The sequence below is a fragment of the Ornithinimicrobium flavum genome (genome assembly GCF_004526345.1).
Classification (GTDB): Bacteria; Actinomycetota; Actinomycetes; order Actinomycetales; family Dermatophilaceae; genus Ornithinicoccus; species Ornithinicoccus flavus.
In genome coordinates, this window is the sequence record NZ_CP038213.1 from 1,566,143 (window position 1) to 1,578,167 (window position 12,025).

Genomic DNA, 12,025 nt, shown 5'->3' on the forward strand with positions numbered 1-12,025 from the left:
GCCCGGCCCCGTGCCGGGTCTCCAGTGGTAGGAGGTGTGGAGAGCGCAGGAGATGTCATCCCTGCGGCGGATATCTGGACGTGTCGCAGCGCAGGGCGTCCCGAGGTGGGCGGCCCGGGGGGCGCCCGAGGTCAGTCGCCGAAGCGCTCGCGCAGCGTCACCAGCTCGACCGCGTGCTCGTCCAGCGCCCGGTCCTCCTCGCTCACCGGCTCCCAGCGCGGCACCGTCACGGCCTGGCGCTCGTCGTCGAGGACGACGAAGACGGTGCGGCAGAAGGTGGTCAGCTGAAGGTCGCCGGTGGCGGGGTCGCCCGAGCGGACGTGGACGCCGACGTGCACCGCGTGCGGGCCGGTGTGCAGCAGCCGCGCCTCGACCTCGACGAGGTCGCCGATCCGCAGCGGCTGGTAGAAGCGGACACCGCCGGTGAAGATGGCGACGTTGCGGGGGTCGTGGGTCCACCGGGTCACCAGCACGTGCGCGGCCTCGTCGATCCAGCGCATGACGATGCCGCCGTGGACCTTGCCGCCCCAGTTGACGTCGGTCGGCGCGGCCAGGAAGCGGAGCACCTCGCGCGGGGCGGTCCCGGCGTCACTGTAGGTCTGGCGCTCCATCGCCGCCTGCACCTGTGCGCGCAGCTCCTTGCGCCGCTCGCCCCACTCGGCGAGGAGCTGCTCCTCCATGGAGCGGGGCTCCAGGGTGGGGACGGGCGTGGGACGCCCGTCGCCGTCGACCGCGACGAAGATCATGAGGCACCGCGTCGCCGGCTCGAGCCCGCCCGTCGTCGGAGGTCCCGAGCTGACCTGGACGGTCACGTGCATGCTGGAACGGCCGGTGAGGATGACCCGCGCCCTCGCCTCCACCAGGTCGCCGACCTCGACGGGCCGGGTGAAGCGGACGTTGCCGACGTACGCGGTCACCGTGTACCCCCCGCTCCACCGGGCGGCCGCGGCGTACCCCGCCTTGTCGATCCACTCCAGCACCCGCCCGGCGCTCACGCTGCCGGACTGGCCGGCGTCGGTGGGCGCGGCGAGGAAGCGCATCGTGATCTCGGGGTCGGGCACGAGGTCAGGGTATGCCCGGGCCGGAGGGCCGTGGGCGACACGCACGGGGGACGACACGCCCCGGAGAGAGGTCGCCGTACCGTGGGCAGATGCAGATGGCGACGACCCCGGGCGGGGTCTCGCGCCCCGGGCCGGACCGCCAGCGTGACGTGAGACGCGACGGCGGCGGGTGGCTCGCCCTGCCTGCCTTCCTCCTGGCCTCCATGGTCTACCTCGAGGTCCTCCTGAGGGCGCGGACCGGGGCGCACCTCCTGTCCGTCGGCCTGCTCCACGCCGTCCTGTTCTCGGCCGTCGCCGCGCTCCTGCTCACCCTGGTGGCGGGGCTGCTGGCCGGTCGCGCCCGGGACGTCGTGGTGGGCCTGGTGCTGACCCTCCTCACCCTGCTCTTCGCGACCCAGCTCATCTACTACGACACCTTCCAGACCTTCTACACCGTCTTCTCCGCGACGAACGCGGGGCAGGTGACGGAGTTCGCCGGGGTGATCGTCGACAAGGTGGCCGAGAACGCCGCCTGGTTGCTCCTGGCCGCCGTCCCCCTTCTCGCCTTCCTCCTCTCCCGGATCCGGGTCGGTCCTCGACCACGGCACAGCTGGCCCCGGCGAGGCGTCATCGTCGGTCTGCTGGCCGTCGTGCTCGTGGCCGCGCTGACGGGGATCCGGCTCGGGGACCGGGAGCGCAACAGCGCCTACGACATGTACTACCGGGCCCAGCACCCGGTGACCTCGGTCGAGCGGCTGGGGCTGGTCACGACCATGCGGGTCGATCTGCAGCGCAACCTCCTCGGGATCGGGGCGACGGACACGCTCCCGCCGCCACCCCCGGTCGCCGCGCCGGTGCCGCATACCCCGGGGTCGCCTCCCCCCGACCGCGCGGGTCGGGACGAGGCGGCCGTCACGACCGCGGTGCCCGAGGCGGCCGCCCCGCCCGACCTCGGGGTCAACGCCCTCGACATCGACTTCGAGGAGCTGGCTGCCGCCGATGTCGACGACGACGAGCTCCGCGCCCTGCACCAGTACTTCGGCTCCCGCCCGCCGTCGGCCAGGAATGAGCACACCGGGATGTTCGAGGGCTACAACCTCGTGCTCATCACGGCCGAGGCCTACTCCCACCTGGCGGTCGACCCCGAGCTGACGCCCACGTTGCACAAGCTCACGCAGGAGGGCTTCCGGTTCCCCGACGCCTACACCCCTATCTGGGGCGTGAGCACCTCGGACGGGGAGTATGTCGCCACCACCGGTCTGATCCCCAAGCCCGGGGTGTGGAGCATGTACCAGTCCGGCGACAACGCGATGCCCTTCGCGCTGGGCAACCAGCTGCGCCGCCTCGGCTACGCCACCTTCGCCTACCACAACCACACCTGGGACTACTACCGACGCGACGTCTCCCACCCCAACCTCGGCTACGACTACAAGGGGGTCGGCAACGGCCTGGACATCGCGACGACCTGGCCGGGGTCGGACGTGGAGATGATCGAGGTCACGATGCCGGAGGTGCTCGCGGAGGAGCCCTTCCACGCCTACTACATGACCGTGAGCGGGCACCTGCAGTACAACTTCGGCGGCAACTTCATCGCAGCCAAGAACCGCGAGCTCGTCGAGGACCTGCCCTACACCGACGCGGGCAAGGCCTACCTGGCCACCCAGATCGAGCTCGACCGGGCGCTGGAGCTGCTGCTCGAGCAGCTGGAGGAGGCCGGGGTGGCCGAGCGCACCCTCATCGTCGTCAGCTCCGACCACTACCCCTACGGCCTGACCCAGGAGGAGATCGAGGACCTCGCCGGCTCCGACGTCGACGGGGTCGAGCTCTACCGCAACAGCATCCTCATGTACGCCCCGGGTATGGAGCCCGAGACCGTCGACGAACCCGTGTCGAGCCTGGACATCCTGCCGACGGTCTCCAACCTGCTGGGGCTGGAGTTCGACTCCCGGCTGCTCATGGGACGGGACGTCTTCTCCGACGCCGAGCCGCTGGTCATCTTCAGCGACCGCAGCTTCCTCACCGACCTCGGGCACTACGACAGCATCACCCGGGAGTTCACCCCCGTCGAGGGCGTCGACGTGCCGGAGGGGTACGTGCAGGCGATCGCCGACGAGGTCGACCGGCGGTTCTCCTCCTCGGCGCTGGTGCTCGACCGTGACTACTACTCGATCGTGGCCGACCGGTGAGCTGGCCGCTGCGGGTGCCGGAGCTGAGGCACGGATCGTGACCCCTTGTGGTCGTCAGCACGACCACAACCGGTCACGGTGTGGCCGGGGGAGCGACGCTCAGGGGATGAGCCGCCCCTTGAGCAGGGAGCGGAAGTAGATCACGGGCTCGACGTAGCGGTCGAAGGCCCACAGCCAGCGGCGGGGCACGGTGAGGTCGGTCAGGCCGGTCGTCTGCTGCTGGGCACCGGTGCGGTCGAACTCGGCGAGGAAGAGGCGTCGCCGGTCGACCGTGATCGGGATGATCGTGTAGCCGTCGTACTCCCGCAACGGGTCCCCGAGCCGGTGCGCCCGGATGTTGTCGGCGAGGATCTCGACCTGCCGGCGCAGCGCGCCGCCCGAGGGCCGGGTGCGCAGGGCGGCGACGTCGCCGAGGCTCCATACCCTCGGGGCGGTGCGGGAGGCCATCGTCGCGGGGTCGACGTCCACCTGGCCGACGCCGTCCTCGGCCGCCAGCGGGGCCAGCCAGGAGGGGCCCCGGTAGTGCGGGACGACGAAGGCGTGGTCCACCCCGTCGACGAGGACGCCCCGACCGGCGCCGCCGAGGGTGACGGTGCGCGCCGCGTGGTCGACCTCGGCCACGGTCGAGCCGTGGTGGACGGTGACACCGGCCTCCGCCAGGGGGAGCTCCAGGCGGCGGTCGGCGAAGGGGAGGTCCAGCACCGAGGCGTACGGCGTCACGAGGTGCACGTCGATCTGGCCGAGCACGCCCTGCTCGCGCCAGTGGTCGAGGGCCAGGAAGAGCGGCTTGAGCGCCGTCCCACCGCAGGGGGAGGGCTCGGGCGGGACGGTGAAGACCACCCGGCCGTGCGTCATACCCCGGATCGCCGTCCACGTCCGCTCGGCCTGCGTCTTCAGGTGCGCGGTGCTCGACCAGCCGGCGGCCATCGCCGCCGCCAGGCCGGGTACGGCGTCCAGGTCCTCCTCGAGGCCGGTCGCCAGCACGAGGTCGCCGTAGCCGACCCGCTCCCCGGACTCCAGCTCCAGCTCCCGCTCGGCGGGGTGGACGGCGACGGCGGTCGTCGGGAGCCAGGTGCACCCGTCGGGCACCACCGAGTCGGCGGGGCGGGTGAGCTCGCTCATCGACGCCTGACCGCCGGCGACGTAGTTGAGCATCGGCCGGTAGCGGTGCGGGCGGTCGGGGGTGACGATCGCGACGTCCCGGGCTCCGATCCGCCGCAGCCGTGCGGCCAGGGAGATGCCGGCGTTGCCTCCGCCGACGATGACGACGTCGTGCCAGGCCATGGGTGCTCCTTCATCGACGGGGTCGTGCAGGGGTCTGACCCGACCCTAGTTGCGAGGCGGCGGGCCCGCCCGGTGGACGGGGTGAGCGGGGAGGCGGGCCGCTCGGTTAGCCTGACGCGCACCCATACGACGGACGGGGCGCAGCGGCCCCGGCCAGGACGGCAGGAGAGCGACGTGCGCATCGGCATCCTCACCGGCGGCGGTGACGTCCCCGGACTCAACCCGTGCATCAAGGCCGTGGTCAACCGCGTCCACGAACAGGGTCACCAGGTCACCGGCATCCGGCGGGGTGGGGCGGTCTGCTGAGCACGGACCTCGACGATCCGGCGTCGGTGGCCGAGAACCTCGTCGACCTCGACCCCGTGGGCGTCCGCACCGTCGACCGGACCGGCGGCACCTTCCTGCACAGCTCGCGCACCAACCCCGGGAAGGTGAAGGGCGGCGACGTCCCCGACTTCCTGGCCGGCTCGGTCAAGGGCGACGGGCCGCACGACCTGACGCCGCACGTCCTGCGGGTGATCGAGGCCGCCGGCATCGACGTGCTCATCCCCATCGGGGGCGACGACACGCTGTCCTACGGGCTGCGGATGCACCAGGAGGGCGTGCCGACGATCGCCATCCCCAAGACGATGGACAACGACGTCAACGGCACCGACTACTGCATCGGCTTCTCCACCGCGGTGACCCGGGGCGTGCAGTTCATCCACAACCTGCGCACCTCCACCGGGTCCCACGAGCGGATCGCCGTGGTCGAGCTGTTCGGACGCTACTCCGGGGAGACCTCGCTGATCACGGCCTACCTGGCCGGGGTGGACCGGGCGCTGATCCCGGAGGTGCCCTTCGACATCGACCGGGTCTGCGAGCTGCTGCTGGCCGACAAGGCCGCCAACCCCTCCAACTACGCGATGGTGACGATCTCGGAGGGGGCGACCGTCCGCGGCGGGGACATGATGCTCTCCGGCGAGGCCGACGCCTACGGCCACCGCAAGCTCGGCGGCATCGGGCAGGTCACCGGCGAGCTCATCAAGGAACGGACGGGCGAGGGCATCGTCTACCAGCAGGTCGGCTACCTCATGCGCTCGGGCAGCCCCGACTCCCTCGACCTCATGGTCGCCACCAACTACGCCGTCATGGCCGCCGACCTGGCCCTCGACGGGTCGACCGGCCGGATGGTGGCGCTGCGCAACGGCAGCTACAGCAGCGTGCCGATCTCCGTGACCGGCGAGGGGGTCAAGCGGGTCGACGTTGGCGAGCTCTACGACGCGGAGCGCTACCGGCCGATGGTGCGCCACGTGCGCGGCAAGCCGATGTTCCTCTACTGACCCCGGGGCTCACCGCCCACCCCGCGGGTATGGTGCAGCGTGCGGCCGGTGGCGCCCCCCCTGCTTGCCCCGGCCGCGGCGCCCGAGACACTGACCCCATGACCTCCGGCACCGACCTGGCCCGCGCCGTCCTCCTCGACGGCTTCCAGCGCATCGAGGAGGGCGTGCGGAATGTCCTCGAGGGGCTGCACGCCGATGACCTGGTGTGGCGGCCCGGACCGGGGGCCAACCCGGTCGGGTGGCTGCTGTGGCACCTGAGCCGCCAGCAGGACGCCCAGCTCGCCGCGATCGCGGGGGAGGAGGAGGTCTGGCTGGCCGGCGGGTGGCGGGAGCGCTTCGACCTGCCGTACGGGCCGGACGCGCACGGCTACGGCCAGGCCGTCGATGAGGTCGGCCGATTCACGATCGAGGACCCGTCCCTGCTCACCGGGTATGCCGCAGCCGTGCGCGACCTCACCGCCCGCCTGCTCGCGAGCCTGGGCGAGGAGGACTACGCGCGGGTCGTTGACGACAGCTGGGACCCGCCGGTCACCGCGGCGGTCCGGATCTACTCCGTGCTCGAGGACGCGGCCAAGCACCTCGGGCAGGCGGAGTACGTCAAGGGCCTGCTCCTGGCCGGACGGGATGCGCCGTCGCGACGCTCCCCGTGACGACCGGGCGGCGGGTCGGGGGTCACGCGCCGGTCCCGGGTCCCTGGGCCGCGTGAGCCGCTGCGTGCAGCGCCCGCACCTCGTCCGCCAGCTGGGGGACGGGCCCCGCGACATGCGCCGACGGGACGACGGTCGAGATCGGCAGCGGCGCGACCGGATCGCGCGGCACGTCGAGGTCGGCCAGCCATGCCCCGAGCTGCTCGGTGGAGGTGGCGTGGACGATCCGGCCCAGACCGACCCTGGCATGGGCGGCGGCGCACATGGGGCAGTGCTCGCCGGAGGTGTAGACCGTGGCGGACCTGCGCTCCTCCGGTGCCAGGTGCGCCGCGGCCCACCGGGCGATGGCGAGCTCCGGGTGCTGCGTGCGGTCGCCACCGCCGACGCGGTTGCGGTCCTCGTGCAGGACCCGCCCGTCCGCGGCGACGAGGAGGGAGCCGAAGGGTTCGTCCCCGGCCCGCCACCGCCTCGGCCGCCAGCTCCACGCACCGGCGCAGGTGTCGCAGGTCGACCTCGGTCACCCCAGCTTCCGCGGTCCCCCCGGCCAGGTAGGGCGCGAGGTTGCCCAGGACGAACTCCCATCCCTGCCGGTAGCCCTCCGCACCCGTCCCGTCGGCGACGTCGTGGGTCACCACGACGAGGGTGGCGGCACCCTCGGCCGTCAGCGCGACCAGACCCGCTCGCGGGGCGGGTCCGCGACCTCCCCCTCCCAGGTCCACGTCATCGCGAGTCGGTGGCCGGGATCCACCTGCGTGAAGATCCCGTGCACCCCGACCCCGGCACCGGGACTGCAGGCGCGGTAGAAGCCGCCAGGGCGAGCGTCCACCTCATACCTGCTGTCGGGCCAGTGCGGCCACCACCACCGGGCCCAGGCCTCGGCCCGCGTCCAGGCGCGCCAGAGCGCGTCCGGAGGGGCGGCGACGGTCGTCGTCACCACGAGGGGAGCGTGCACCGGGGGGGACGCTACCGCAGGCCAGCGCTCCGCGCGGCCGTGCGGGACACTGGGAGGGTGAGTGCACCACTGGCCCCGCCGGAGGGGCAGACCGACCAGCTGCTGCCCGGGTCGATCGAGCAGCACCTGGTGACCGAGGTGCCGATGTGCACCCCCACCACGACCGCGGGGGAGCTGTGGCGGGCGATGCTCGGCCGGTCCTACGCGTCGGCGGCCGACGTGGCGGTCTGCGAGGTGCTGCCCGACGGCACGCAGCGCCTGGTGGGGCTCGTGCCGCTGGCCACCGTCCTGGCCGCCGAGCCCGCGACGGCCGTCAGGAACCTCATGGACGACGACCCGCCGGTGGTCTCCCCCGGGTTGAGCCAGGAGAAGGGCGCCTGGAAGGCGGCCCGGCACGGGGAGTCGAGCCTGGCGGTGGTGGACGAGGAGGGACGGCTGCGCGGGCTCGTGCCACCCTCGCGGCTGCTGGCCGTGCTGCTCACCGAGCACGACGAGGACCTCGCCCGCCTCGGCGGCTTCCTGAGCTCGACGGCCTCGGCCCGCCACGCCCTGGACGAGCCGCTGGGGGCCCGGCTGTGGCACCGGCTGCCGTGGCTGCTCATCGGGCTCCTCGGCTCGGCGCTGGCGGCGCTGCTGGTCCGTGGCTTCGAGACCGACCTGGAGGCGGACGTCCGGCTGGCGTTCTTCATCCCCGGGATCGTCTACATGGCCGACGCCGTCGGCACGCAGACCGAGGCCCTGGTCATCCGGGGGCTGTCGGTGGGCGTACCCGTCCGCCGGGTGGTGCGGCTGGAGTCCCTCACCGGTGTCGTCGTCGGTCTGGCGCTGGGGCTCGTCGCCCTGCCCGCGGTGGGGCTGGCGATGGGGTCCTGGCCGTTGGCCCTCACGGTCGCGCTCGCGCTGCTCGCGGCCTGCACGGTGGCCACGGGGGTGGCGATGGCCCTGCCGTGGGCGATGTCGGCCCTCGGGCGGGACCCGGCCTTCGGGTCAGGACCCCTGGCCACGGTCCTGCAGGACCTGCTCTCGCTGGTGCTGTACTTCGCGATCGCCTCGGCCGTGATGCTCTGAGGCTGACTTCTCGAAGGCTAGGGTCGGGAGCAGGGACGGAAGGACGACCATGAGCGAGCAGCTGGTCCAGATCCAGGGGCTGCGCAAGCGGTTCGGCCGGGTCCAGGCCCTCGACGGGCTGGACCTCGAGGTGGGTCGGGGGGAGGTGCACGGCTTCCTCGGGCCCAACGGGTCCGGCAAGTCGACCACCCTCCGCGTGCTGCTGGGGCTGGTGCGGGCCGACAGCGGCACGGTCCGGCTCTTCGGCGGCGACCCGTGGGCCGACGCGGTGCGCCTGCACCGTCACCTGGCCTACGTGCCGGGGGAGGTGACGCTCTGGCCCGGGCTCTCCGGCGGCCAGTGCATCGACATCCTGGCCCGGGCCCACGGGCACATCGACGAGCGCCGTCGCGCCCAGCTCGTCGAGCGCTTCGACCTGGACCCGACGCGTCGCTCCCGCGACTAGTCCAAGGGCAACCGCCAGAAGGTGTCGCTGGTCGCGGCCCTCGCGGCGGACGTGGAGCTGCTCGTGCTCGACGAGCCGACGGCGGGCCTGGACCGCCTCATGGAGGAGGTCTTCCAGCAGGTGGTGCACGAGCGGCGGGCCGAGGGCACGACGGTCCTGCTGTCCAGCCACCTGATGGCCGAGGTCGAGGCACTGGCCGACCGGGTCTCGATCATCCGCGCGGGCCGGACCGTGACGAGCGGGACGCTCACCGAGCTGAGGCGGCATACCCACAGCGCCGTGCGCGCCGTCACCCTCCGTGCCCCCGCGCTCGAGCGTCTCACCGGGGTGCAGGACGTGCGGACGGCGACCGACGCGGAGGGGCGCACCGAGGTGCACGCGAGTGCCGAGCCCGACGCGGTCGGTGCGCTCGTGGGTGCGCTGCACGAGGCCGGCCCACACCCTGACGGTGACGCCGCCCAGCCTGGACGACCACTTCCTGCAGGCCTACGCCGCCCCGGAGGAGGACCGGCCATGACCGCCGGTCGTCCTCCGGCCCTCGTCGCGGACGTCGAGGGGGCCGGGACGATGACCCTCATCGCCCTGCGCACCGGGTGGAAGCCCCTGACCTCCTGGATCGTCGGTCTGGTGGGGGTGATGGTGCTCACCGGGTCCTCCATCGGGGCGCTCTACGACACGCCGGAGAAGGTCCGCGGGTATGCCGAGTCCCTCGGCGGGGACGCCATGGCGATGCTCAACGGGCGGGTCGCGGGGCTGGACACGCTCGGCGGGGTCTTCGCCAACGAGTTCGGCTTCGTCCTGTCCTTCGCCCTGCCGCTCATGGCGGTGGCGCTCACCGCCCGGGGGACACGCCGCGAGGAGGAGGCAGGTCGGGTGGACCTGCTCCTGGCGTCCCGCATCGGGCGGCGGGGCCCGCTGCTGGCCGCGGTGCTCGTCGCCACGGCCGCGGTGCTGGTCACCGGGCTGGCCTGCGGCGCGGCGATGGCGGTCTTCGGCGCGGACCCGGCCGGGTCGGTGCTCTACGGTCTCGGCATCGCCTCGCTGGGCTTCGTCTTCGTGGGTCTGACCGCGGTGGCCGCCCAGGTGGTCGAGCACAGCCGCGCGGTGTGGGGGATCGGCCTGGGCCTGGCGGTCCTCGCCTACCTCGTGCGCGGGATCGGGGCGCTGGAGCAGAACGCGCTCGTCTGGCTGTCGCCGCACGGATGGGTCGACGAGGTGCGCGCCTTCGGCGACGCCCGGGCCTGGCCGCTGCTGCTGGCGCTGGGGGCGGGCGTGGGTCTGGTCGTCGTGGCCTTCGCGCTCCTGGACCGTCGCGACGTCGGCAGCGCCCTGGTGGAGCCGCGCCGCTCCGTCGACCGGGCCTCCCGGGCGTTGCAGACCCCCCTGGGCCTGGCCGTGCGTCAGCACCGTGGGGCCGTCATCGGCTGGGCCGCGGTGGGCGGGGTGCTCATGGGGGTCTACGGGTCGCTGACCCAGGAGGTCATCGACGTCATCACCGAGAACCGCGCGCTCGCAGGCCTGATCGGGGCGGACGTGGACGCCGCGGCGGAGGTGATCCTGAGGACGGTGATGTCCACCTTCCTGCTGATGCTGGGGATGCTGGTCGCGGCGTTCGTCGTCGCCGGGGTGGGTTCGTTGCGCAAGGAGGAGGAGACCGGTCGGCTGGAGGTCGGGCTGTCCTCGCAGCGCTCCCGCTCCTCCTGGCTCGGGGTGCACCTGCTCGTCCTGCTCGCCGGCGCGCTGCTCGTGGGGGTGGCGGGGGCCGCGGCGCTCGGGGCGACCACCGCCGCCGCGCTCGGCGAGCCGGCCTGGGTGGGCGACGTGCTGCGGGGCGCGGGAGCGCAGGTGGCGCCCGTGCTGTTCTTCGCGGGCGTCTCGGTGGCGCTCCTGGGGTGGCGGCCCCGCTGGCACGCGGCGGCCTGGGGGGTGCTCGCCGTCGCGGCTGTCCTGGCCTACCTCGGGCCGGGCCTCGACCTGCCCGAGCTGCTCCTGGACGCCTCGCCCTTCCTGGCGGTGGGCCGGGACGTGGTGGGGCAGGGGGCCTCGGTGACGGGCGTGGCCGTGCTCGTCGTGCTCGGCGTGGTGCTGGCCGTCGGCGGTTTCGTCGGCTTCCGCCGGCGGGACGTGCCGGTCGGGTAGCTCGCGGACCGTCAGGAGGACCGTCCCGCAGCCACCTGCTCGGGCGCACGACCAGGGTGCGTGGCGCACCACCCAGGGCGGGCGACAGCTCCGGGCTCGACCACACCCGCTCCCGGAGGAAGGTCTCGAAGGGGGCCGACCAGTGGGTCCACAACCCGAGCTCGAGCGTGCTCTTCATCACGGCAGGGGACATGTCAGGGCACTACGTCATCCGGGACGTCACCGGTCACGGTGTCCCCGGCCTGGTCCAGGCCGCCGACGTTCCGGAGGACTACGACTCCTATCCCGTCGTCCTGCAGTGGGAGCGGGGCCTGAAGACGGGCCACGAGACCGAGACCTGCCTGGTCGTGTCGCGCTTCGCGCCGATGGACTTCACGGTCATCGGACCCGTGACGCTGACGAGTTTCTCCGGCTGAGCCTGACGGACGCTGGGCGCGGCCCGCCGACGGCGGGAAGCGGGATGAGTCACGAGGTGGCGACGTCCGCGGGCGCAGGCCGGCCCGCGGCGTCCTCCTCCCATGCGTCGTAGAGCGCCGCCTTCTGCTCCTCCGACAGGTCGAAGGCCTCGACGAAGAGAGCCAACGTGCTGGCGGAGACGAGGTGGCCGCTCAGGGCCCGGGAGACCCGGTCCTTGAGGCTGCGGGGCAGCGTGCGCCGGCTCTCGGCGACGTCTCCCCGGTCCCAGAGGGTGAGAGCCAGCACCCAGGCGACACCGGCCTGGTTCGGCAGCTGGGCCCCGGAGCGCTGGGCGTGGCGCTGCCAGCGCCGCCGGCACGTCAGGTCACCCAGCAGGAGCGCGCGGAGGGTGGCCGCCGTCCGCGGCCAGGCGACGTCGGAGGAGGCGACGTCGAGGGAGGCGACGGGCGCGGCGTCGCGACCGGGCCCGGACGGCGGGCTCGGGTGCCTGATCGTCATCGATCCTCCGTGACAGGGGTCAGGGCG

The 12,025-nt window shown here is 73.3% G+C and carries 10 protein-coding genes and 3 pseudogenes; 7 read left to right on the forward strand and 6 right to left on the reverse strand.

The annotated features are described in order from the left end of the window. Positions 1-131 precede the first annotated feature (131 nt). Complete coding sequence (locus E3Z34_RS07285) at positions 132-1,040, reverse strand: hotdog domain-containing protein (RefSeq protein ID WP_134774803.1); 909 nt, start codon at positions 1,038-1,040, stop codon at positions 132-134. Between the two features lie 110 nt (positions 1,041-1,150). Between E3Z34_RS07285 and E3Z34_RS07290 the strand changes: the two genes are divergently transcribed. Continuing rightward, positions 1,151-3,226 (forward strand): LTA synthase family protein, encoded by a 2,076-nt coding sequence (locus E3Z34_RS07290; RefSeq protein WP_158288632.1) that lies wholly within the window; start codon positions 1,151-1,153, stop codon positions 3,224-3,226. Positions 3,227-3,325: 99 nt separating this feature from the next. Here the strand turns inward: E3Z34_RS07290 and E3Z34_RS07295 are convergent, their stop codons facing one another. After that, positions 3,326-4,510, reverse strand: a complete 1,185-nt coding sequence (locus E3Z34_RS07295; protein WP_134773075.1) for an NAD(P)/FAD-dependent oxidoreductase — start codon at positions 4,508-4,510, stop codon at positions 3,326-3,328. 237 nt (positions 4,511-4,747) lie between these two features. Here E3Z34_RS07295 and E3Z34_RS07300 point away from each other — a divergent pair. Together E3Z34_RS07300 and E3Z34_RS07305 are read left to right on the forward strand one after the other, a co-directional pair. After that, positions 4,748-5,832, forward strand: a pseudogene (locus E3Z34_RS07300) (6-phosphofructokinase). A gap of 98 nt (positions 5,833-5,930) precedes the next feature. Next, positions 5,931-6,482, forward strand: a complete 552-nt coding sequence (locus E3Z34_RS07305; protein WP_134773076.1) for a mycothiol transferase — start codon at positions 5,931-5,933, stop codon at positions 6,480-6,482. Between the two features lie 22 nt (positions 6,483-6,504). On the opposite strand, the gene E3Z34_RS20415 is transcribed toward E3Z34_RS07305, so the two are convergent. The 3 genes and pseudogenes from E3Z34_RS20415 to E3Z34_RS17650 form a co-directional block, all read right to left on the reverse strand. Continuing rightward, a complete protein-coding gene (locus E3Z34_RS20415; protein ID WP_476703874.1) occupies positions 6,505-6,744 on the reverse strand; it encodes a hypothetical protein in 240 nt (79 codons plus the stop codon). 12 nt (positions 6,745-6,756) lie between these two features. Beyond that, positions 6,757-6,885: pseudogene (locus tag E3Z34_RS20420) on the reverse strand (nucleoside deaminase); the annotation flags it as partial. 255 nt (positions 6,886-7,140) lie between these two features. Then, positions 7,141-7,431: an SRPBCC family protein gene (locus E3Z34_RS17650; RefSeq protein WP_158288633.1), complete on the reverse strand. Its 291-nt coding sequence runs from the start codon at positions 7,429-7,431 to the stop codon at positions 7,141-7,143. Between the two features lie 57 nt (positions 7,432-7,488). Here E3Z34_RS17650 and E3Z34_RS07320 point away from each other — a divergent pair, with 57 nt between their 5' ends. From E3Z34_RS07320 to E3Z34_RS07335, 4 genes and pseudogenes are all read left to right on the forward strand, one after another. After that, on the forward strand, positions 7,489-8,499 hold the full coding sequence (locus E3Z34_RS07320) for a magnesium transporter (protein ID WP_202977046.1): 1,011 nt from the start codon (positions 7,489-7,491) through the stop codon (positions 8,497-8,499). Positions 8,500-8,548: 49 nt separating this feature from the next. Next, positions 8,549-9,461: pseudogene (locus E3Z34_RS20425) on the forward strand (ABC transporter ATP-binding protein). Positions 9,462-9,673: 212 nt separating this feature from the next. Then, positions 9,674-11,083: an ABC transporter permease gene (locus E3Z34_RS07330; RefSeq protein ID WP_476703878.1), complete on the forward strand. Its 1,410-nt coding sequence runs from the start codon at positions 9,674-9,676 to the stop codon at positions 11,081-11,083. 56 nt (positions 11,084-11,139) lie between these two features. Further along, positions 11,140-11,499, forward strand: coding sequence for a hypothetical protein (locus tag E3Z34_RS07335; RefSeq protein WP_134773078.1), 360 nt, complete (start codon positions 11,140-11,142; stop codon positions 11,497-11,499). Between the two features lie 49 nt (positions 11,500-11,548). Here the strand turns inward: E3Z34_RS07335 and E3Z34_RS07340 are convergent, their stop codons facing one another. Next, positions 11,549-11,998 (reverse strand): hypothetical protein, encoded by a 450-nt coding sequence (locus E3Z34_RS07340; protein ID WP_134773079.1) that lies wholly within the window; start codon positions 11,996-11,998, stop codon positions 11,549-11,551. Positions 11,999-12,025 lie beyond the last annotated feature (27 nt).